19 protein-coding genes and 2 pseudogenes are annotated in these 20,341 nt (G+C 61.1%); 14 read left to right on the plus strand and 7 right to left on the minus strand.

Features of this window, described 5'->3' with window-relative positions; translation table 11 throughout:
• Positions 1–154: 154 nt before the first annotated feature.
• The 4 genes and pseudogenes from xdhB to ACZ9BX_RS01695 all read right to left on the minus strand — a co-directional run bounded on the left by xdhB (position 155) and on the right by ACZ9BX_RS01695 (position 5,121).
• Positions 155–2,494 carry a xanthine dehydrogenase molybdopterin binding subunit gene (xdhB, locus tag ACZ9BX_RS01680; RefSeq protein WP_476215294.1) on the minus strand — a complete coding sequence of 780 codons (2,340 nt, stop codon included), beginning with the start codon at positions 2,492–2,494 and terminating at the stop codon, positions 155–157.
• Between the two features lie 212 nt (positions 2,495–2,706).
• Positions 2,707–2,802, minus strand: a pseudogene (locus ACZ9BX_RS01685) (endonuclease domain-containing protein); the annotation flags it as partial.
• A gap of 46 nt (positions 2,803–2,848) precedes the next feature.
• The gene (xdhA, locus tag ACZ9BX_RS01690) at positions 2,849–4,315 is read right to left on the minus strand and encodes a xanthine dehydrogenase small subunit (RefSeq protein WP_476215296.1); all 1,467 of its coding nucleotides are present in this window, start codon (positions 4,313–4,315) and stop codon (positions 2,849–2,851) included.
• 29 nt (positions 4,316–4,344) lie between these two features.
• Complete coding sequence (locus tag ACZ9BX_RS01695; RefSeq protein WP_476215298.1) at positions 4,345–5,121, minus strand: 3-hydroxybutyrate dehydrogenase; 777 nt, start codon at positions 5,119–5,121, stop codon at positions 4,345–4,347.
• A gap of 218 nt (positions 5,122–5,339) precedes the next feature.
• Here ACZ9BX_RS01695 and glpK point away from each other — a divergent pair, with 218 nt between their 5' ends.
• Complete coding sequence (glpK, locus tag ACZ9BX_RS01700) at positions 5,340–6,833, plus strand: glycerol kinase GlpK (RefSeq protein ID WP_476215300.1); 1,494 nt, start codon at positions 5,340–5,342, stop codon at positions 6,831–6,833.
• A gap of 36 nt (positions 6,834–6,869) precedes the next feature.
• Here the strand turns inward: glpK and ACZ9BX_RS01705 are convergent, their stop codons facing one another.
• A complete protein-coding gene (locus ACZ9BX_RS01705; RefSeq protein WP_476215301.1) occupies positions 6,870–7,892 on the minus strand; it encodes an acyltransferase family protein in 1,023 nt (340 codons plus the stop codon).
• A 165-nt stretch (positions 7,893–8,057) separates the two neighbouring features.
• Here ACZ9BX_RS01705 and ACZ9BX_RS01710 point away from each other — a divergent pair, with 165 nt between their 5' ends.
• From ACZ9BX_RS01710 to map, 9 genes and pseudogenes are all read left to right on the plus strand, one after another.
• A complete protein-coding gene (locus tag ACZ9BX_RS01710; protein ID WP_476215303.1) occupies positions 8,058–8,519 on the plus strand; it encodes a nuclear transport factor 2 family protein in 462 nt (153 codons plus the stop codon).
• A 16-nt stretch (positions 8,520–8,535) separates the two neighbouring features.
• Complete coding sequence (locus ACZ9BX_RS01715) at positions 8,536–9,090, plus strand: TetR/AcrR family transcriptional regulator (RefSeq protein ID WP_476219876.1); 555 nt, start codon at positions 8,536–8,538, stop codon at positions 9,088–9,090.
• A 132-nt stretch (positions 9,091–9,222) separates the two neighbouring features.
• Positions 9,223–9,597, plus strand: coding sequence for a YciI family protein (locus ACZ9BX_RS01720; RefSeq protein WP_476215305.1), 375 nt, complete (start codon positions 9,223–9,225; stop codon positions 9,595–9,597).
• On the plus strand, positions 9,594–10,853 hold the full coding sequence (locus ACZ9BX_RS01725) for an RNA polymerase sigma factor (protein ID WP_476215307.1): 1,260 nt from the start codon (positions 9,594–9,596) through the stop codon (positions 10,851–10,853). Before ACZ9BX_RS01720 ends, ACZ9BX_RS01725 begins: the two co-directional genes overlap by 4 nt.
• Before the next feature lie 103 nt (positions 10,854–10,956).
• Positions 10,957–11,425, plus strand: a pseudogene (locus tag ACZ9BX_RS01730) (SRPBCC family protein).
• Positions 11,426–11,552: 127 nt separating this feature from the next.
• Positions 11,553–11,810, plus strand: coding sequence for a type II toxin-antitoxin system prevent-host-death family antitoxin (locus ACZ9BX_RS01735; protein WP_132561901.1), 258 nt, complete (start codon positions 11,553–11,555; stop codon positions 11,808–11,810).
• Positions 11,810–12,232, plus strand: coding sequence for a PIN domain-containing protein (locus tag ACZ9BX_RS01740; protein ID WP_476215309.1), 423 nt, complete (start codon positions 11,810–11,812; stop codon positions 12,230–12,232). The genes ACZ9BX_RS01735 and ACZ9BX_RS01740 overlap by 1 nt, the downstream gene beginning before the upstream one ends.
• Before the next feature lie 101 nt (positions 12,233–12,333).
• Positions 12,334–13,395, plus strand: a complete 1,062-nt coding sequence (locus ACZ9BX_RS01745) for an LLM class flavin-dependent oxidoreductase (protein WP_476215310.1) — start codon at positions 12,334–12,336, stop codon at positions 13,393–13,395.
• A gap of 41 nt (positions 13,396–13,436) precedes the next feature.
• Positions 13,437–14,195 (plus strand): type I methionyl aminopeptidase, encoded by a 759-nt coding sequence (gene map, locus ACZ9BX_RS01750; protein WP_476215312.1) that lies wholly within the window; start codon positions 13,437–13,439, stop codon positions 14,193–14,195.
• 231 nt (positions 14,196–14,426) lie between these two features.
• Here the strand turns inward: map and ACZ9BX_RS01755 are convergent, their stop codons facing one another.
• Entirely contained in the window at positions 14,427–15,017 is a 591-nt protein-coding gene (locus ACZ9BX_RS01755) for a PadR family transcriptional regulator (protein WP_476215313.1), read from the minus strand.
• Positions 15,018–15,174: 157 nt separating this feature from the next.
• On the opposite strand from ACZ9BX_RS01755, the gene ACZ9BX_RS01760 reads away from it, so the two are divergent.
• Positions 15,175–16,356, plus strand: coding sequence for a YbfB/YjiJ family MFS transporter (locus ACZ9BX_RS01760; RefSeq protein ID WP_476215315.1), 1,182 nt, complete (start codon positions 15,175–15,177; stop codon positions 16,354–16,356).
• 120 nt (positions 16,357–16,476) lie between these two features.
• Entirely contained in the window at positions 16,477–17,739 is a 1,263-nt protein-coding gene (gene sbmA, locus ACZ9BX_RS01765) for a peptide antibiotic transporter SbmA (protein ID WP_476215317.1), read from the plus strand.
• Between the two features lie 103 nt (positions 17,740–17,842).
• Here the strand turns inward: sbmA and ACZ9BX_RS01770 are convergent, their stop codons facing one another.
• Positions 17,843–18,841 carry a polysaccharide deacetylase family protein gene (locus ACZ9BX_RS01770; RefSeq protein WP_476215319.1) on the minus strand — a complete coding sequence of 333 codons (999 nt, stop codon included), beginning with the start codon at positions 18,839–18,841 and terminating at the stop codon, positions 17,843–17,845.
• Positions 18,842–18,959: 118 nt separating this feature from the next.
• Here ACZ9BX_RS01770 and ACZ9BX_RS01775 point away from each other — a divergent pair, with 118 nt between their 5' ends.
• Both ACZ9BX_RS01775 and ACZ9BX_RS01780 read left to right on the plus strand, forming a co-directional pair.
• Positions 18,960–19,544: an NnrU family protein gene (locus ACZ9BX_RS01775; RefSeq protein ID WP_476215321.1), complete on the plus strand. Its 585-nt coding sequence runs from the start codon at positions 18,960–18,962 to the stop codon at positions 19,542–19,544.
• A gap of 101 nt (positions 19,545–19,645) precedes the next feature.
• The gene (locus ACZ9BX_RS01780) at positions 19,646–20,329 is read left to right on the plus strand and encodes a tetratricopeptide repeat protein (protein WP_476215323.1); all 684 of its coding nucleotides are present in this window, start codon (positions 19,646–19,648) and stop codon (positions 20,327–20,329) included.
• Positions 20,330–20,341 lie beyond the last annotated feature (12 nt).

Raw genomic sequence — 20,341 nt, forward strand, 5'->3', positions numbered from 1 at the left:
GAATTATCACAGCCTGCTGGTCGCAGGGAGCCGACGTCTCTAGACGACCTCCCCCCCTGTGCGGGAGATGTCCCGCAGGACAGAGGGGGGTACAACTTGCACCAGCTTCCCCGCTCATTCCCCTTGACTTGAGACGTTAGTGAGCAAGCCACTCTTACACCCGCTTCATCCGCTCCACCGCCATCAGTACCTGCTCCGGCGTTGCCGGGGCGTCGAGCCGTGGGCAGACCTTGTAGTCGGCGACGCTGGCGACCGCCATGGAGAGCGCTTCGAGCACGGAGATCGCCAGCATGAGGGGTGGTTCGCCGACGGCCTTGGAGCGGCCGATGGTGGGCTCGGCGTTTTCCGACCACTCGGCGAGGCGAACGTTGAATATCTTCGGACGGTCGGAGGCGAGTGGGATCTTGTAGGTCGAGGGCGCATGTGTGCGCAGCCGGCCCTTGTCGTCCCACCAGAGTTCTTCCGTCGTCAGCCACCCCATGCCCTGCACGAAGCCGCCTTCCACCTGGCCGATATCGATCGCGGGGTTCAGCGAGCGGCCGACATCGTGAAGGATGTCGGTGCGGTCGATCAGATATTCGCCGGTCAGCGTATCGATCGAGACTTCGCTGCAGGCGGCACCATAGGCGAAGTAATAGAAAGGCGTGCCGCGGCCGGCGGCCCGATCCCAATGGATCTTCGGCGTCTTGTAAAAGCCTGCTGCCGAAAGCTGCACGCGGGCGAAATAGGCCTGCTTTATGAAATTGGGGAAGGGGATTTCCGCCTCGCCAACGCGCACCCGGTTCGGCAGGAAGATGATGTCCGACGCGTCGACGTTCCATTTGTCTGCGGCGAAGGCAACGAGCCGCTCCTTGATCTGCCGGGCGGCGTCATGGGCGGCCATGCCGTTCAGGTCGGAGCCGGACGAGGCGGCGGTCGCGGACGTGTTCGGCACCTTGCCGGTGGTCGTCGCGGTGATCTTCACGCGGTCGATATCGACCTGGAAGCTGTCGGCCAGCACCTGCGCGACCTTGGTGTAGAGGCCTTGGCCCATCTCGGTGCCGCCGTGGTTCAGGTGGATCGAACCGTCCTGATAGATATGCACCAGCGCCCCCGCCTGGTTGAAGGCGGTCATGGTGAAGGAGATGCCGAATTTCACCGGCGTCAGCGCGATGCCCTTGCGGATGTAGCGGCTGTCGCGGTTGAAGCCGATGATGGCATTGCGGCGTGCCTGGTAATCGGCGCTTTCCTCCAGTTCCTCGACGATGCGCAGGACGATGTTGTCTTCAACTTCCTGATGGTATGGCGTCGTCGTGCGGCCGGAACCCGGCTGTCCGTAGAAGTTCAGCTTGCGGATTTCGAGCGGATCCTTGGCGACCGCGTAAGCGATCTCTTCGATGAAGCGCTCGGCCCCCAGCATGCCTTGCGGCCCGCCGAAGCCGCGGAAGGCGGTATTGGAGACGGTATGCGTCTTCAGCGGCATCGAGGTCAGATGCACATGCGGGTAGAAATAGCTGGAATCGGCGTGGAAGAGGGCACGGTCCGTCACCGGGCCGGAGAGGTCGGAAGAAAAGCCGCAGCGCGCCGCATAGGTCGCGTCGACGGCGTGGATGCGGCCTTCGTCGTCAAAACCCAGCTCGTAATCCACCAGGAAGTCGTGGCGCTTGCCGGTGGAGCTCATGTCCTCGTCGCGGTCAGGACGGAACTTGACGGCGCGCTTCAGCTTCTTGGCGGCGATGGCGGCAAGCGCTGCAAACTGGTTGCCTTGCGTTTCCTTGCCGCCGAAACCGCCACCCATGCGGCGCACGTTCACCGTCACGGCATTCGACGGAATGTTCAGCACGTGACCGACGATATGCTGGATCTCGCTCGGGTGTTGAGTCGAGGCCCAGACGGTCACATCGTCATCCTCGCCGGGGATCGCCATGGCGATGTGGCCTTCGAGGTAGAAATGCTCCTGACCACCGATGCGCATCTGGCCCTTGAGGCGATGCTGGGCGTTGTCCATCTCGGCCTTGGCGTCGCCGCGCTGCAATGTCATCGGAGTGACGACGAGCGGGCTGCCGTTTTCGAGCGCACCCTCGATATCGCTCCAATGCGGCAGGTCGCGATACTCGATCTTCGCCTTCTGCGCGGCATGGCGCGCGGCGTCGCGGGTTTCGGCGATCACGGCAAAGATCGGCTGACCGTGGAATTCGACGTTGGCGTCGGCAAGAAGCGGCTCGTCATGGCTGCCGTTGGAACTGACGTCGTTGGCGCCCGGCACGTCCTTGCCGGTGAAGACCCAAACGACGCCAGGGTGTCTGCGGACTTCCGAAAGATCCATGCTGAGAATCTCGGCATGGGCGCGGTCGGAGGTGCCGAGCGCGCCGTGCAGCAGGCCGGCGGGTTCGGGAATGTCATCGATATAATCGGCAGTTCCGGTCACATGCTTATGCGCTGAATCATGTTTCAGCGACGCGTGCATGGGGCCGCTGATGATGACTTTGGTGGTGTCGAAGGTGGATTTATCCATGGCGCACCTCCCGGGTGAATATGGGAGCCGCTACCTTTGCCTCCTCCCTCATTCCTATGCTTGTCACACGAATCCAGCCACGGCGCGTCTGCGCCGTGAATGAATCATTCGCCTGAAGGGAGTCTCTCGCGCCCAAGGACTTGGGCGCACTGGATTCCTGTGACAAGCACAGGAATGAGGAGGAGAGGGTGGGCTTGCGAGTTTTTTCTGCCTGCACTGCCATCCGCCCTACGGGCACCTTCTCCCCGAGGGGAGAAGGGGAAACCGAGACGGCGCGGCATCCCCTTCTCCCCAGCCGGGGAAAGGTGGCGGCAGCCGGATGAGGGGGTGGGCTTGCACCAATGCTGATCACCATCACGCCACTCCCTCGAACCGCTTCAATTCCACCGGCGTGCCAACCGTTTCCAGGTAGAAGCGCTTGAGCAGGTTCTTTGCCGTCAACTGCCGGTATTCGGCGGTGGCGCGCCAGTCGGTGAGGGGCTGGAAATCGGCATCGAAGGCGCCACGTGCCTTGTCGACGGTTTCCTCGTTCCACGGCTTGCCGATGAGATCGGATTCGACGGTGCGGGCGCGCTTTGGCGTTGCGGCCATGCCGCCGAACGCGATGCGCACGTCGTTGACGTCGCCGGCCTCGTCGAGCGTCAGATAGAAGGCGCCGAGCACGGCGGTGATGTCCTCGTCGCGGCGCTTGGTGATCTTGTAGACCGCGAAATGGCTGCCTTCGGCCGGGTAGGGCATGAAGACGCTTTCGACGAATTCGCCGGGCTTGCGGTCCTGCTTGCCGTATTCGACGAAATAGTCCTCCAGCCGCAGCATGCGCGTGCCCGCTGCCGAGCGCATCTTCAGCGTCGCGCCGAGCGCGATCAAAGGCGGCGGGCTGTCGCCGATCGGCGAGCCGTTGGCGATGTTGCCGCCGATCGTGCCCATGTTGCGCACCTGCTCGCCGCCGATGCGGTTGATGAGATTGCCGAGCGTCGGCACTTTCGGGGCGAGGGCTTCGAAAGCCTTGGTATAGGTGACGCCCGCGCCGATCGTGACGCCGCCATCGGTCACCTTGATCGTCTGCAACTCGTTCAGGTGGTTGATGAAGACGGCAGGGTTCAGGGCGCGCATCTGCTTCGTCACCCAGAGCCCGACATCGGTCGAGCCGGCGACGACGGTCGCGTCCGGCTCCTCGGCCAGAATGCGCGCCAGCGCCTCGACCGAACCAGGAACGATTAACCGCTCCTCGCCGGATGCGATCGTGATCGTCTCGCGCGTCTGCATCGCCCAGAGCCTTGAGACGATCTCGGAGCGAGTCTTTTCGAGCGGGTCGAAGAGCGTGCTCGGGCGCGCGCGGCTGACGGCTTCGGCCGCCTTGACGATCGGCTCGTAACCTGTGCAGCGACAGAGATTGCCCTGTAACGCCTTTTCGATCTCGGGCCGTCCAGGCTTCTCGTTTGTAAGCCACAGGCCGTAGAGGGACATCACGAAGCCCGTGGTGCAGAAGCCGCATTGCGAGCCGTGATAGTCCACCATCGCCTGCTGCACCGGATGCAGCGTACCGTTCCTGGCGGCCAGGTGCTCGACGGTGACGACATGCGTGCCGTTCAGCGATCCCAAGAAGCGGATGCAGGCATTGACCGTCTCGTAGAAGAGCTTGCCGTCGAGCAGGCGGCCGACGAGCACCGTGCAAGCGCCGCAATCGCCCTCGGCGCATCCTTCCTTCGTGCCGGTCAGCCGGCGCCTCAATCGCAGAAAATCAAGAAGCGTCTCGGTCGGGTGGACATCGGTAAGCGCGATGTCCTCGCCGTTGAGGATGAAGCGGATGCTGTCTTTCATGATGTTCCTTATTCTTGTTTTTGAAATGGTTATGCCGCGGTCCAGCCTCCGTCAATCGAGATGTGGGTGCCGGTCACCTGCCGGGCGTCGTCGCTGGCGAGGTAGAGCGCCATGGCGCCGATCTCCTCGGCCTTGACGAATTCGTGCGTCGGCTGGGCCTTGAGGATGACCTCGGTCTTTACCTGCTCTTCGGTCATGCCGCGGGCCTTGGCCGTATCCGGTATCTGCTTTTCGACGAGCGGCGTCAGCACATAGCCGGGGCAGATGGCGTTCACGGTCACGCCGAATTCGGCAAGTTCGAGTGCGGCTGTCTTCGTCAGACCTAATATACCATGTTTTGCGGCCACATAGGCGGACTTGAACGGCGAGGCAACGAGGCCGTGCGCCGAGGCGATATTGATGATGCGGCCATGTTTCTTCGCCTTCATCAGCGGGATGGCGGCACGCATCGTATGAAACGAGCTCGACAGGTTGATGGCGATGATCTGGTCCCACTTCTCGATCGGGAAATCCTCGATCTTCTCGACATGCTGGATGCCGGCATTGTTGACTAGCACGTCGACGGTACCGAAGGTCTTTGCCACCGTGCCGATCAGGTCGGCTATCTCCGCTGGCTTCGTCATATCTGCCGGATGGTAGAGCGCGCTTCCTTTGGAAAGTGATTCAAGCCGCTCCACTATCGCCTTGATCTCATCCGAATTTCCGAAGCCGTTGATGACGACATTGTCGCCCTTGCCGGCAAAGGCGGTGGCGATCGCAAGCCCAATGCCGCTGGTGGATCCAGTGACAACAACGGTTCTCTTCATGCTCATCTCCCTTTGGCTTGTTTTCGCGACGCAATATCGCGAAGGTTATGCCCAAAGCGGCGCTTCTGGCAATCGCGCGGGAGAGACGATTTGTAGGCCGGCGACAACGACCGAAGGCCGGATGAGAGCTGTTTCTTTTTCGTTTTATTTTCTTTTCAGGTTCGCTTTGGTGCCCTATTGATTTCTGCAACAAAGCACTGCGCATGGGAGGGACAGGCGTGAGCGGATATGTTTTGGCGATCGATCAGGGCACGACATCGACGCGGGCGATCATTTTCGATGGCGAGATGAGGATCGCCGGCGCGGGGCAGAAGGAGTTCACGCAATTCTATCCGCGTTCAGGCTGGGTTGAGCACGATCCGGAGGAAATCTGGGATTCGGTGGTTTCCACCATCCACATGGCGCTGCGCGAGGCGAAAATCGAAGCCAAGGATATCGCAGCACTCGGCATCACTAACCAGCGCGAGACGGTCGTCGTCTGGGAGCGCGAGACCGGCAAGCCGATCCACAACGCTATCGTCTGGCAGGACCGCCGCACGGCGAACTACTGCGACAATCTCAAGCGCCAGGGCCTCGAAAAGACGTTCACCAAGAAGACAGGGCTGATCCTCGATCCCTATTTCTCCGGCACCAAGCTTTCCTGGTTGCTAGCCAACGTAAAAGGGGCACGGGCGCGCGCTGTCAAGGGCGATCTCTGCTTCGGCACGATCGACACCTTCCTGATCTGGCGGCTGACCGGCGGCAATAGCTTCGTCACCGATGCCACCAATGCATCGCGCACGCTGATGTACAATATTGCCGAGAACAACTGGGACGAAGACCTGCTCGATATCCTGCGCGTGCCGGCCGCCATGCTGCCGGAGGTGAAGGACTGCGCTGACGATTTCGGTATTGCCGATGCCGCGATCTTCGGCGCCGCGATCCCGATCTTCGGCGTTGCCGGCGACCAGCAGGCCGCGACCATCGGCCAGGCTTGCTTCGAGCCCGGCATGATGAAATCGACCTACGGCACAGGCTGCTTCGCGCTCTTGAATACCGGCGCCGACATGGTGCGCTCTAACAACCGGCTGCTCACCACAATCGCTTACCGCCTGAACGGCGAGACGACCTATGCGCTTGAAGGCTCGATCTTCATTGCGGGGGCTGCCGTGCAGTGGCTGCGCGACGGCCTCGGGATCATCGACCGCGCTTCGAAGACCGGCGAGCTTGCGGAACGGGCCGACCCGACACAAGAGGTCTATCTCGTCCCCGCCTTCACCGGCCTTGGCGCGCCGCACTGGGATCCGAAGGCGCGCGGCGCGATCTTCGGCCTCACCCGCAACAGCGGTCCAGCCGAATTCGCCCGCGCGGCTCTCGAAGCCGTCTGCTACCAGACCCGCGACCTGCTCGATGCCATGCAAAAGGACTGGAGGAACGGCAAGGACGACACGGTGCTTCGCGTCGACGGCGGCATGGTCGCCTCCGACTGGACGATGCAGCGGCTGGCCGACCTGCTCGAAGCTCCCGTCGACCGCCCGGCCATTCTCGAAACCACCGCTCTTGGTGCTGCCTGGCTTGCCGGGAGCAGGGCAGGCGTGTGGCCCGACCGCAAGACCTTCTCGGCTAAATGGAAACGCGACCGGCGCTTCGAGCCGGACATGGATGAGAAGACGCGGGCCGCGAAGATCAAGGGGTGGCGCAATGCGGTGAAGCGGACGCTGAGCGGCTTTTAGTATTGCTTTCGCGCGGCTATCGCCGCCTTGGCCGCTTCAAGTTGCAATTACTTGCCGCTTCCGCCCTGCCGGCGGAGCGTAGAGCCAGCCGGCGCCGCTGCGATGGGCGACCGCCTTGATGGCGAGCGACAGGCCGATCGCCACGACCACGACAAGCGGTGCGGTCACATAGCCGCTTGCCGCATGTGCCTTCACCAGCGCCGCGATCGCTGCCACCAGCAGCGAAACGATCATGACGTGGGTCACATAGACCGGAAGCGTATTGCGACCAAAATAGGCGAAAGCATGCAGGACTGGCTGCAGCCGGGACATCAGCACGGCGGTTCCGCAGAACCATGCCAGACCAGCGATGGAAGAGAGCAGCGCCCAGCTGCCTTTTTCGACGGCCTGCAGCCGCCAGCGCAACAGATAGAGTGCCGCAAAGAGCAGGAAGCCGCCGAATGCCGTGAGAAGTGGGCGCTCCGTGATCGTGCCGACCACGGATTTTCCGTACCAGCAGCCGAAGAGGAAGAAGACAAAATACTGCAGCACATTGCGATGGGTGAAGAGGTCGACCTGCAGATGCTCGCCGAAGGCGAGGATCGAGACCACTGCGGCGATCGCGATCGCCGCCGCATGATGGGCGGAGGAGAGGAGCTTTGTGGCAACCATGAAGATCGCCAGTGCCCAGATGAACCAGATGCCGGTGTTAGGCGCCCACCACATCTCGATCAGCTGGTAGGGATCGCTGCCTTCGCCCGGTACCAGGGCGTTGGTCTGGACATAGCGGAAGAACAGCCAGCGCGCGGTGCTCCAGATCGCGAAGAGATAGACGAGCAGCCAGATTTTCCGGCGCAAAAAGTCGCGCCAGGACGCCTGTACGGCCGATGCCGCAAGAAAGCCGGAGACGGTGAAAAACAGCGGCATCCGGATCGGCGTCATGATGCCGCTGAGGCGGGCATAGAGGTCCGGGGCGATCTCGTGGAAGTCGTGGTAGAGGAGCGTGTGGTAGATGACCACGAGGATGATCGACATACCCTTGGCGATGTCGAGCCAAGCGATGCGGTTTTTTTGCTGCATGGCCGCTCCCCGAATTGTGCAACGCAACGGCAATAAATAGGCGAATTTCGTCAAAAGCGAGGGCGCGCAGCCAATCTCTTCATCGGGGCGGAATGCCGCAGCAAGGCCGCTTGTCAATTCTGTACCGATAGGTACAATGTGATCATATTGGTACAGGAGATCATCATGAGTGCACTTGTCCCGCCTTTCACACTAGAAACCGCAACGCAGAAAGTCCGCATGGCGGAGGATGGCTGGAATAGCCGTGATCCGCAAAGAGTATCGCTCGTCTATACGCCGGACAGCAGCTGGCGGAACCGGGCGGAATTCATCAACGGCCGCGCGGAGATCGTCGCGTTCCTGACGCGCAAATGGGCAAAGGAGCTGGATTATCGGCTGATCAAGGAACTCTGGACCTTCGGCGGGAACCGCATCGCCGTGCGCTTTGCCTATGAATGGCATGACGACAGCGGCAACTGGGTCCGCTCCTATGGCAACGAGAACTGGGAATTCGATGCGGCGGGCTTGATGCAGCGGCGTTTCGCCTGCATCAACGATCTGCCGATCAAGGAATCGGACCGTAAATTCCACTGGCCACTCGGCCGGCGGCCGGATGATCATCCCGGCCTATCCGACCTCGGCCTTTGAAAGGAGGGCGTCAGATCTGAAAACGCTCTACGAACGCACCGATGTCGTACCGCTGCTTGCCGAAATCTTCCGCGAACTGGGCTTCGAGGGCGCGACGCTCAGCCGGATCACCGAGCGGACCGGCATCGGCAAGGGAAGCCTCTATCACTTCTTTCCCGGCGGAAAGGAAGAGATGGCGGCAGTCGTACTCGCCGATGTCGACACCTGGTTCGAGCAATTCGTCTACGAGCCGCTTCGTCGCGACGATCCTGCGCAAGCGATCGCCGCGATGTGGAAGAATGTCGATGTCTATTTCCGCTCCGGCGGCCGGATCTGCCTAGTCGGCGCCTTTGCGCTGGACGAGACCCGCGAGCGATTTGCGGCCGTCATCAACAGCTATTTCCAGCGGTGGATCGATGCGCTCGCCGATGCACTCGTCCGCAGCGGCCGCCCGGCCGGCCAGGCGAGGGCGGTGGCCGAGGACGCCGTGCTCGGCATCCAGGGGGCTCTTGTGCTGTCGCGCGCGCTGGATGACAAGGCCTTGTTCAAGCGCGCGCTGGATCAGATGGCGAAGCGGTTGAGCGCCACTTGAGCATAGCCGGTGCTGCCAGCTCCTTGGCGTCCTCGCATTGCCGTGGCTTGCCGATCCTCCGAACGATAATTTTTTGCTGCGTCCTGTCGGTTGCCGGGTTACTTCTTCGTCATTGAGGAAGAGGAGTGAGAGATGCTTTACGCAATCCTTTGCTATGCCAATGAAGAGACGGTTTTCTCCTGGTCCAAGGAGGAGGAAGACGCCGTCATGGCGAAGCTTCATGCCGTACAGGCTCCCGTCGCCCAGGCCGGAAAACTTGGTCCCGTCGGGCGGCTGATGCCGACGACTGCGGCAACCACCGTGCGCAAGGGCAAGGAAGAACCGCTCGTGCTCGACGGCCCGTTTGCCGAAACCAAGGAAGCGCTGCTCGGCTTCTACGTGGTCGATTTTGAAGCCCTGGACGAAGCGGTCGCCTTTTCGAAGGAGCTGTCGGCGGTCAATCCAGGCTCGACATCCTATGAAATTCGGCCGTTCTACGTCTTCCGACCCGGAGAAGCCTCGACATGACGGATATTGCCTGGATCGATGTTGCGCTGACTGCTGCCCGGCCAAAGGCGCTGGGCGCGCTGCTGCGCTACTTCCGCGATCTCGATATTGCGGAGGAAGCGTTTCAGGAAGCATGCCTGCGCGCGATCCGCACCTGGCCGGACAAGGGGCCGCCGCGCGATCCGACCGCCTGGCTGATCTTCGTCGGCCGCAACAGCGGCATCGATGCGGTGCGCAAGCAGGCGAAGACCCAGGCACTGCCGGACGAAGATCTGATTTCCGACAAAGAGGATGCCGAAAGCGATATCGCCGACCGGCTGGACGAATCCAACTATCGCGACGACATCCTGCGGCTGCTCTTCATCTGCTGCCATCCGGACCTTCCGGCGACACAGCAGATCGCGCTCGCATTGCGGATCGTTTCCGGGCTCTCCGTGCAGCAGATCGCGCGCGCCTTTCTCGTCGGCGAAAGCGCCATGGAGCAGCGGATTACCCGCGCCAAGGCACGGGTCGCGAAAGCCGGCGTGCCGTTCGAGACGCCAGGGCCCGAGGAGCGGGCGGACCGTCTCGCGATCGTCTCAACGATGATCTACCTGATCTTCAACGAGGGTTATTCGCAGGGCGATCCGAAACGCGAGGCCGCCGCCTTCAGCGACGAGGCGATCCGGCTCGGCCGTCTCCTGCTTCGCATCTTTCCGAGCGAGCCGGAGATCATGGGACTGCTGGCGCTGATGCTGCTGCAGATATCCCGACGTGATGCGCGCTTCGATGCCAATGGCGAGTTGGTGCTGCTGGAGGATCAAGACCGCTCGCGTTGGAACCATGCGCTGATCAACGAGGCGCTGAACCTGCTCGACAAGGCGATCCGTCACCGCCGGCCCGGACCCTATCAGCTGCAGGCGGCGATCGCGGCCCTCCATTCGCGGGCGAAGCGCGCCATGGACACGGACTGGGAAGAGATCGATCTGCTTTACGGCGTGCTCGAGCGCCTGCAGCCGTCGCCGGTGGTCACGCTCAACCGGGCGGTTGCGGTATCGAAACTCAAAGGACCGGAAGAAGCGTTGAAGCTCGTCGACACGCTCGGTGAAAAGCTCGACGGCTATTTCTACTATCATGGCCTGCGCGGCGGACTGCTGAAGCAGATGGGCCGAGCGAGGGAGGCGCGCGAAGCCTTCGACCGTGCGATCGCGCTTGCGAATTCCGCTGCCGAAGCGGCTCATATCCGCCTGCAGATCGACAAGCTGCAGAGTGAGCCTGCACACCCGGCTGCGAAATAAATTTCAAGAAAAAATCGCTGACGATGTCGGAACGACAAATGGCGACACGTCCTTGTAACAACCTGATGGAAAACAGGTTTTGCTCAACAGGAGGAATGCTGAAATGATTGCTGATGCAAAACACGAACTCGTTCTCGTGCGCGAATTCGATGCCCCGCGCGAAAAGATCTTCAGGGCGTGGACCGATCCGGAACTCATGAAGGAATGGTTCGTCCCGCGCCCCTGGACGGTGTCCAAGGTCGAGAGCGACGTCCGCCCGGGCGGTTCGAGTCTTGTCGTGATGCGCAGTCCGGAAGGTCAGGAATTTCCAAACCACGGCGTCTATCTGGAAGTCGTCGAAAACGCGAAGATCGTCCTGACGGACGCCTATATCAGTGCCTGGGTTCCATCCGAAAAACCTTTTATGACCGCGGTGGTGCTTCTCGAAGACCTCGGCAACGGCCGGACCAAGTACACCGCCAAAGCGCTGCACTGGCGGGGCCGAAGACAAGGAAGAACATGAAAAGATGGGCTTCCACGAAGGCTGGGGCAAAGCTGCCGATCAGCTTGCCGAGCTTCTGACCCGCATCTGATAGTTTTGGCAGTTCATGCGGGTGCTGAAGCGGTTTCATCTTGATTCCGCCGGCGCCCGCAATCCTTTGATTTTGGATTCGGATTGGCAGTTCCTTATATATGTAGTAACGTTTCTACATATAGGTGATTGCCATGACCGTCATGACAAGCAGGGAATTCAACCAGGATAGCAGCGGCGCGAAGAAGGCGGCCGCAAAAGGGCCGGTCTTCATCACCGATCGCGGCAAGCCTTCGCATGTTCTGTTGACGATCGAGGAATATACCAAACTTGCCGGAAAAGGTCCGAGCATTGCCGAGCTTTTTTATTCTCCTGGCGCGGATGAGATCGAGTTCGAGCCGCCGAGAATTGACGATTTTGGGCTGAAGCCCGTCGATTTCTCCTGATGTATCTCATCGACACGAACGTCCTGTCGGAATTCCGCAAGCTGCTCACCGACAAGGCAGATTCTGTCTTTGCCGAATGGTTTTCGACGGTTTCTTCCGAGCGTCTCTATGTTTCGGTCGTGACGCTTTTCGAGATTGAGAACGGGATATTGAGGCTGGAGCGGCGCGATGCGCATCAAGCTTCGATCTTGCGGAATTGGTTCGTCCAAGCAAGGACGCAGATGCAAGGCCGTATTATCGACATCGACCAGGGGATCGCGCTGCGCTGTGCCGCATTGCACGTGCCCGATCCCCGCTCGACGCGGGATGCGTTTATCGGTGCGACGGCGATCGTGCGCAATCTGACGCTCTTGACCCGCAATACCCGCGACTTCCAGGGGATGGGCGTCGAGATCATCAATCCCTGGGAGCGGCTACCCTAAGTCACCCATCAATTTCATCGAACGGTCCGTTCCAGAATTTCCGGTTGCCCTCCGCTGCCCGTCTTCTTATCTCCATGGGCACATTCAACAGGATGCCGAGCATGGAACTGGGTCTTTATACCTTCGCCGACGTCAATCCGAACCCTGAGCGCAGCAAGGGTGCCGAAGGAGCCGAGCGGCTCAAGCATCTCATCGAGGAGATCGAGCTTGCCGACCAGGTGGGGCTCGATGTGTTCGGGCTCGGCGAACATCACCGGCCCGATTATGCCGTCTCCGCGCCTGCGGTGGCGCTGGCTGCGGCGGCGGTGAAGACCAAGAATATCCGGCTGACCAGCGCGGTGACGGTGCTTTCCTCAGATGATCCAGTTCGTGTGTTCCAGCAGTTTGCAACGCTCGATCTGATTTCCAACGGCCGGGCCGAGATCATGGCGGGGCGTGGCTCGTTCATCGAATCCTTTCCGCTCTTCGGCTACAACCTCGAAGATTACGACCAGCTTTTCGAAGAGAAGCTCGATCTGCTGATGGCCCTCCGCGAAGGCGAGACCATCACATGGCAGGGCGAGCTGCGGGCGCCGGTCAACGGCCGCGGTGTCTATCCGCGCCCGCTGCAGGATCCGTTGCCGCTCTGGATCGCTGTCGGCGGGACGCCGCAATCCGTGGCGCGCGCCGGTGCGCTCGGCCTTCCGGTGGCGCTTGCCATCATCGGCGGTGAGCCGCGCCGTTTTGCGCCACTCTTCGATCTCTACCGCGAGGCAGCGCGCCGGGCCGGACAGGATCAGGCGAAGCTGAAGACCAGTATCAACGTCCATGGCTTCATCGCCGATACGACGGATGCGGCAGCCGACCAATTCTACGGTCCGCAGGCGGAGGTCATGAACCGCATCGGCCGCGAGCGCGGCTGGGGACCGACGAGCCGGGCGCATTTCGACATGTCGCGCGGGCCTTCTGGCGCCCTCTTCGTCGGAGACCCGGAGGCGGTGGCCGAAAAGATCGTCGCACATCACAAGATATTCAGGAACGACCGTTTCCTGCTGCAGATGGCGATCGGCCTCATGCCGCATGAGCAGGTCATGCGGGGCATCGAGCTCTACGGTACGAAAGTGGCCCCGCTTGTCAGAAAGGCATTGACTGACGCGGGCGAAGGGGCGAAAGCCACGGCCTGAACCCGCGATGGCCTGCGCCTTGCGGCAGGCCGGAAAAAATTATGGTAATCGAAAACGACGACGAACTGGTAAAGCTCAAGGAGATCGGCCGCATCTGCGCCAACGCCATTCAGGTGATGGCGGCAGCAGTCGAGCCCGGCATGACAACGCTGGAGCTCGATCAGATCGGCCGCAGGGCGCTGGAAGATGCGGGCGCGCGTTCAGCGCCGGAATTCTGCTACCAGTTTCCGGGTGCGACCTGCATCAGCGTCAACGAGGAAATCGCCCACGGCATTCCGGGATCGCGTGTGATCCGCCCGGGCGATCTCATCAACATCGATGTCTCGGCCGAAAAGGACGGTTTCTTCGCCGATACCGGCGCCTCTTTCACCGTGCCGCCGGTCAAGCCGAAGATCGAGAGGCTCTGCCGCGACGGCAAGCGGGCGCTCTGGGTCGGTCTCAACCAGGTGAAGGCCGGCGAGCCGCTGGCGAAGATCGGCAAGGCCGTCGGTGCCTTCGCAGTGAAGAACCGCTATACGCTGGTCGCCAATCTCGCAAGCCACGGCGTCGGCCGCTCGCTGCACGAAGAGCCGGCCGAGCTTTCCACTTGGCCCGATCCTTCCGAGAAGCGGATGATGACCGAGGGCCTCGTCTTTACCGTCGAGCCTTTCCTGTCGCTCGGCGCGACATGGGCCGAAGGCGGCGACGACGCCTGGACGCTCTACGCCGATCCGCAGGCGCCCACCGTGCAGTTCGAGCATACGGTCGTGGCGACGCGGAACGGGCCACTGATTTTGACGCTGCCGGATGGCGGGGTCTAGCGGCAATTCTCGCGACATATTGTTACCCCTCACCAACGAAATCTAAGCCTTGGCCGGCGGCCAAGGACAAGAGTTCGTACCCTCTTCCCAAAACAAAAAGGGAGAGGTAGGGCGCCGGGCGTGCGGCGAGTTCCTCTCCCACAGTGGGAGAGGAAGCAATTTCGACATTTAGCATTTAGCCGTAGGCTAAGTGCTAGAAATTGCAGGTGAGGGGTCAGAGATGAGCCTACCTCACCCTCGCGTCTCCGGCTTGTCACCTTGCAGAATTTCCGTTGCGGCGCGTTCCAGGATGCCGGCGATGCGGGCGGCTTCGGCCTTTGACCATGGATAGCGCATCCTGAGTGCGGCGCGCAGCAGCGTACGGGCGGCGCGGATGTCGCCATTGTCGCGCATCAACTCTTCCTCGTCCTCGGCGTCGCGATGGCGGCCGTGGTGGTCCGGATCGAACATGCGGTTGACGAAAGCCATCTTCTCGCCGATGCGTTCGAGCTTGTTCAGCGTGTGCTGGATCATCGCGCGGTTCTCCTCGACCTTCTGTCTGCCGCGTTCGGTGATCTTGTAGAGCTTCTTGGTGCCTTCGTTCTCGACTTCGGCCAGCTCGGTCTCTTCCAGATAGGTCAGTGCCGGATAGATGACGCCGGGACTTGGAACGTAGAAACCGCCCGAGCGCTCCTCCAGGGTCTTGATCAACTCGTAGCCGTGACGCGGACGCTCGTCGAGCAGCGCCAGCAGCACCAGTTGAAGATCGCCGGCCGAAAACTTGCGGCCCATTCCCATCCGCATCGCTTCGCCGAACATGCCGCTACCTCTGAAACCTCTCATGGCCTGCTCCTTTATCGTTAGTCATATCCAGAAATATATCGTAAAATATATGTCGTAAGATATATCGTTCAAGAGAGGCATCAAGGATTTGTGGAATTGATCGATCGATCAGATTTTCTCGTTTGTCCCTGCTATTGTGCAGCGCGATAAAGCGAGCATGTTGGCACGCGGCGATACTGAACCAGCGAACCCCTTGCGGACAGCACTTGCCGGCATGATCGCGATGTCGGCGGCCATGGGGTTCGGGCGGTTTTCCTATACGCCGATCCTGCCGGGAATGATGAGCGGCCTGCCGCTTTCGGCGGCCGATGCCGGGCTTATCGCCTCGGCCAATTTCGCAGGATACCTCGCGGGCGCCGTGCTTGCCGCTTACAGCTGGGCGACGGGTCGCGAACGCAAGGTCGCACTTTTGGCACTGCTGGCGAATGCTCTGCTGCTCGCTGCCATGGCCGGCACGAATTCCGTTGCCGTCTTCGCCGCCATCCGCTTTCTGGCCGGGCTGGCAAGTGCCTTTGCGATGATCTTCACGTCGTCGATCGTGCTCAGCCATGGCGCTGCGGCAGGCAACGACCACATTCAGGCGGCGCATTTCGGCGGCCCGGGTGCTGGCATTGCGCTTTCTTCGGTCATGGTGATGCTGATGGGCCTCATCTTTACCGGTGCCTCGGGCTGGCGAGCCGACTGGATCGGTGGTGGGATCTTTTCGGCGATCAGCCTCGCCGCCGTCTGGATTCTGCTTCCATCGGCACCGGTACGCACGGGCAATGCCGGCAAGGAGCCGCCGATCGCCTGGAGGCCGCCGGTGGCTCTGCTGACGCTGTCCTACGGCATCTTCGGTTTCGGTTACGTGATCACCGCGACCTTCCTCGTCACCATCGCGCGCATGGATGCGGCGGGGCAGGCGGTCGAATTCCTCTGCTGGTTCATCGCCGGGCTGACGGCAGCTGTTGCCCTTTTTGCGTGGCGGCCGCTGGTTTATCCGCTTGGCCTCGGCTGGGTCTATGTCACCGCTCTTCTCATAGAGGCGCTGGGCGTTCTCGCGACCGTGATGCTGCCGCATTCGCTGGCGCCGCTGATCGGCGGGGCTCTCTTTGGCGCCACCTTCCTCGCCATCACCGCCTACGGGCTTCAGATCGGCCGCAAGCTGGCGCCGGAAAGCGCGCGCCGCATCTTCGCAACGATGACCGCCGCTTTCGGTCTCGGCCAGATCGTCGGCCCCGTCGTCGCCGGCTGGATCGCCGAGCAAACGGGCAGCTTCATCCTGCCGACCTATATCGCCGCTGCAGCCCTCATCCTATGCGCCGCGCTCGTGCTGCCGGTGATCAAGAAACTGGGATAAGCCGTTACAAATGCGTAACAATGGGCCGAACCCATTGCTGCCTTCTTCGAACTGCCATAGTTTCCGGCACAATCAGTTAGCTGATACTCTCAAGATTCCAGTTCAGGAAAGCGACTGCTCGTGTTCCATTCCTTCTTCCCGCAGCCGAAACTCTTCTTCACGTCAGTCGTCATCTGGGCACTTGTTTGTATAGCCGCTTGGTACCTCTTCTGGGGCAATCTCGGCCTATCGCTTGGTTTTACACCGGTTCCCGAAGGGCAGGAGCCCATTAGTCTCGCCTTTTTTCTGACATTGGATAATCTCTGGTTTTATGCCTTCTTCTTCATTTGCGCGCTGATCTTCTGCGGCTTTTGGCAGATTTTCGCGAGGAATCACCCATGGGTCATCTGGTCCGTTTGGGGATCAGCGCTGATCATATTCTCAACCTATTTCAGCGTGCAGATTTCGGTCGCCATCAACAACTGGCGACGGCCCTTCGGCGACCTGCTGCAGAATGCGCTTTCCAAGCAGCCGGGCATCACCGTCGAGAATTTTTATGATCTGATGATCATTTTTGCGCAGATTGCGTTCCTGAGCATGTTCGTGTCGATCATGACCGACTTCTTCACCAGCCATTATATCTTCCGCTGGCGGACGGCGATGAACGATTTCTACATGTCGAAATGGGACAAACTCCGCCATATCGAAGGCGCGTCCCAGCGTGTCCAGGAAGATACGATGCGTTTTTCGAGCACCCTCGAAGGGCTTGGTATCAACCTGATCAATTCGGTCATGACTCTCATTGTGTTCCTGCCGATCTTGTTTGCCCTGTCGACCTACGTGACCGAGCTGCCGATCATCGGTGAAATTCCGCATACGCTGTTCTGGCTGGCGCTCTTCTGGTCCGCGTTCGGAACGGTCCTTCTTGCTGGTGCCGGTATCAAGCTGCCGGGATTGAACTTCCGCAACCAGCGCGTCGAAGCGGCCTACCGCAAAGAGCTGGTTTATGGCGAGGATCATGCCGACAGGGCTCAACCGCCAACGGTCGGCGAACTCTATGCGAACGTGCGGCGGAATTATTTTCGGATGTACTTCCACTACATGTATTTCAACGTTGCCCGCTATTTCTATCTCCAGGCGGACACGTTGTTCGTCCTGTTCATGCTGGTCCCGACGATCGTCGCTGGCAAGATCACCTACGGCATCTACCAGCAGATCGCGACCGCCTTCGGCCAGGTCAGCAACTCCTTCCAGTATCTCGTCAATTCCTGGACGACGATCATCGAGCTTCTGTCGATCCACAAGCGCCTGAAGGCCTTCGAAGCGGCGATCGGGGATGAGCCTCTGCCGGAGATCGATCAGCGCTATCTTGAGCGCGAGGGTGTCGTCCAGCCGGACGGCTGAGGCATGGAGCGTCGCGTTTGCTGCGGCCCTCTCATCCGGCTGCCGGGGAGAGAAGGTGCCGGCAGGTGGATGACGGGGCTGTCCGTAGGGCTTTAGCGGACCCTCAAAGCCCCGAAGTCTCCTGTTCCCTCAGCCTCCCGCGCGCTTCGATCATCGGGATCGCTTCCGCGTAGCTGACGCAAGCCACATCGGCGCGGCGGCAGACGTTGCTCACCAGGCGGTCGAGCGCGCGCCAATAGGCGCCGCCGTTCATTTCCACGAAGTGGAAGCCGAGCTGGAGGGGAATGCGGTCTCCGGCATATTGCCTGTCGAAAGCTTCCTTGAAGGCCGCGTAGGCGCGCTCCTCGAAAACCTTGCTGCCGGTCTTGTCTTCTTCGCCCTTGGAGTGGCGGACGAAGAGATTGTAGTCCATGCCGATCACCGGTTTTTCATTCGGGCCTTCTGGAATCAGCGGCAGGCCGAAGCGGATCACGCCGTCTTCGACGACGGGCATCGCCGGACCTTTGGTCACCAAGCTGGCGTCATAGGAAAAGCCCGCCTTCTTCTCCGCGGCGATCATGTCGGCGCCCGGTGTTGCGGAAAGATACGGTGCGCGAAACCCCTTGATGCCGTGCTCGACCAAGCCCTGCCAGCCCTGCGGCTCTTCAAGACCGACGCTTTTCCAGGCGTTCTTCAGCGTCGCGTTGAAGGTCGCGTATTCGGCGGACCAATCGGCCTCGCTCCATTGGCGGCCGTCGAAATGGCCGCAGGCGTGGCTCGAAATATCGTGGCCTTCGAGGTGCGCATGCCAGATATTGCCGAGCCGCTCGCGGATTTCCTCGTCGCTCTGCGCAAAGCCGACATTGGACTTTCCGCGTTTTTGGTGAGGGGCTTGGTAGGCTTTCTTCGCGGCTTGATTCATCAGAAAGGTACAGGAGAGAAAATAGGTGAAGCGCGCCCCGGTCCTGGCCGCCATCTCGCGGCTCTTCTGCCACAGCGCGTTGTCATGGGCGCCGTCGAAGGAAACGATCACGAGCTGCTTCGGCGGCTGATCGGCTGCCTGGGCGGGGAGGGAAGCGACAAGGCAAAGGGCCAGCGAGGCAGGAAAAATGGAATGAAACATGGGCACCGCAATAATTTGTTTGCGGCTTTCCTGTTACAGAATTGCGGCGAAGCTGCGGTGGCGCTGGCATTTTCCGGTGGCTGCCGCTAATCCTCGGGAAACGGACAGGAGACGCGCCATGGCATTGCTCATCGTCGGCATCATACTTTTTCTCGGTCTCCATCTGGTGCGCGTCGTCGCGCCCGGCTTTCGTCAGTCGATGATCGCAAGCTTGGGCGAGCGCCGCTGGAAGGCCGGTTATGCGATCGCGAGCCTTCTTTCGCTGATCCTGCTGATCTACGGTTTCGGCCAGGCGCGGCAGGTCACCGGCTTGCTTTATACGCCGCCGGTCTGGATGGCGCATATCGCCGCGACGCTGATGCTGATTGCGCTCATCTGTCTTGCCGCCTCGCTGCTGCCGGCGGGGCACATTGCGGTTCGGACCAAGCATCCGATGGTGCTCTCGGTGAAGATCTGGGCTTTCTCGCATCTCCTGGCCAACGGCGAGACCTCGTCGGTGCTGTTGTTTGCGGCCTTTCTTGCCTGGGGCGTCGTCCTCCGCATCGCCCTGAAGCGGCGCGAGCGGGCGGGCGAGTTGACGCTGCGGCCCTTCGTCTCGGCGAAGTACGATCTCTACGCCGCCGTCGTCGGCGTGCTCGCCTGGGCGCTGGTCACCTTCAGGCTGCACGAATGGCTGATCGGCGTTTCGCCGCTCGCCGTGTGACGAATCTTTGCGATCCCCCTTACAAGTGCCGCAAAATGGAGTAGAAGGCCCCACAATATGCGGCAACGCATGCAATGGGCTTATCCGTGCCGGAGACGAGAATGGCATTCAACGACGACAGCTTCATCCGTGAAGTAAACGAGGAACTTCGTTCCGACCAGATGAAGGGCGCCTGGCGCCGTTTCGGCCGCTATGTCATCGCCGTCGCCGTTCTGATCGTGGTCGGCACGGCAGGCAAAGTTGCCTTTGACTACTGGGACGACAACCGCTCGTCCGGCACCGGCGATCAGTTTCTGGCGGCGATGAAGCTTGCCGATGAGAACAAGAGCGACGAGGCGCTTGCCGCGCTCGCCACGCTCGAAAAGGAAGGACATGGCGCGTATCCGGTTCTCGCCCGCATGCGTGCAGCCTCGGTCCAGGCGCAGAAGGGCGACAATACCGCGGCTATCGCCGCCTTCGAAGCGATCGGCAAGGACCAGTCCGTGCCGGAAGCTGTCCGCGATGCTGCCAAGATGCGTGCCGGCTGGCTGCTGATCGAAAACGGTACTTACGAGCAGGTTTCCGCCGCCGTCGAGGAAATGGCCATTCCGGCGAATGCCTTCCGTCACTCGGCCCGCGAAGCGCTCGGTCTTGCCGCCTACAAGGCCGGCAACATGGCGCAAGCCCGCCAGTGGTATCAGGCGATCGCCGACGATGCCGCAAGCCCGCGCAACATTGCAAACCGCGCCCAGATCATGCTTGATAACATCACCGCATCCGGCAAGGCGCCCGCCGCACAGGGCTGAATCTAAGGATTT

Source organism: Rhizobium sp. USDA 3886 (assembly GCF_056279785.1).

Excerpts from the sequence above, each read along its gene's own strand:
- ACZ9BX_RS01740 (WP_476215309.1), top strand. The coding sequence starts at position 11,810 with ATGTATCTCATCGACACGAACGTCCTGTCGGAATTCCGCAAGCTGCTC.
- ACZ9BX_RS01720 (WP_476215305.1), top strand. The coding sequence starts at position 9,223 with ATGCTTTACGCAATCCTTTGCTATGCCAATGAAGAGACGGTTTTCTCC.
- ACZ9BX_RS01705 (WP_476215301.1), bottom strand. The coding sequence starts at position 7,892 with ATGCAGCAAAAAAACCGCATCGCTTGGCTCGACATCGCCAAGGGTATG.
- xdhB (WP_476215294.1), bottom strand. The coding sequence starts at position 2,494 with ATGGATAAATCCACCTTCGACACCACCAAAGTCATCATCAGCGGCCCC.
- map (WP_476215312.1), top strand. The coding sequence starts at position 13,437 with ATGGTAATCGAAAACGACGACGAACTGGTAAAGCTCAAGGAGATCGGC.
- ACZ9BX_RS01755 (WP_476215313.1), bottom strand. The coding sequence starts at position 15,017 with ATGAGAGGTTTCAGAGGTAGCGGCATGTTCGGCGAAGCGATGCGGATG.
- ACZ9BX_RS01710 (WP_476215303.1), top strand. The coding sequence starts at position 8,058 with ATGAGTGCACTTGTCCCGCCTTTCACACTAGAAACCGCAACGCAGAAA.
- ACZ9BX_RS01745 (WP_476215310.1), top strand. The coding sequence starts at position 12,334 with ATGGAACTGGGTCTTTATACCTTCGCCGACGTCAATCCGAACCCTGAG.
- xdhA (WP_476215296.1), bottom strand. The coding sequence starts at position 4,315 with ATGAAAGACAGCATCCGCTTCATCCTCAACGGCGAGGACATCGCGCTT.
- ACZ9BX_RS01770 (WP_476215319.1), bottom strand. The coding sequence starts at position 18,841 with ATGTTTCATTCCATTTTTCCTGCCTCGCTGGCCCTTTGCCTTGTCGCT.
- ACZ9BX_RS01760 (WP_476215315.1), top strand. The coding sequence starts at position 15,175 with ATGTTGGCACGCGGCGATACTGAACCAGCGAACCCCTTGCGGACAGCA.
- ACZ9BX_RS01775 (WP_476215321.1), top strand. The coding sequence starts at position 18,960 with ATGGCATTGCTCATCGTCGGCATCATACTTTTTCTCGGTCTCCATCTG.
- ACZ9BX_RS01695 (WP_476215298.1), bottom strand. The coding sequence starts at position 5,121 with ATGAAGAGAACCGTTGTTGTCACTGGATCCACCAGCGGCATTGGGCTT.
- ACZ9BX_RS01725 (WP_476215307.1), top strand. The coding sequence starts at position 9,594 with ATGACGGATATTGCCTGGATCGATGTTGCGCTGACTGCTGCCCGGCCA.
- ACZ9BX_RS01780 (WP_476215323.1), top strand. The coding sequence starts at position 19,646 with ATGGCATTCAACGACGACAGCTTCATCCGTGAAGTAAACGAGGAACTT.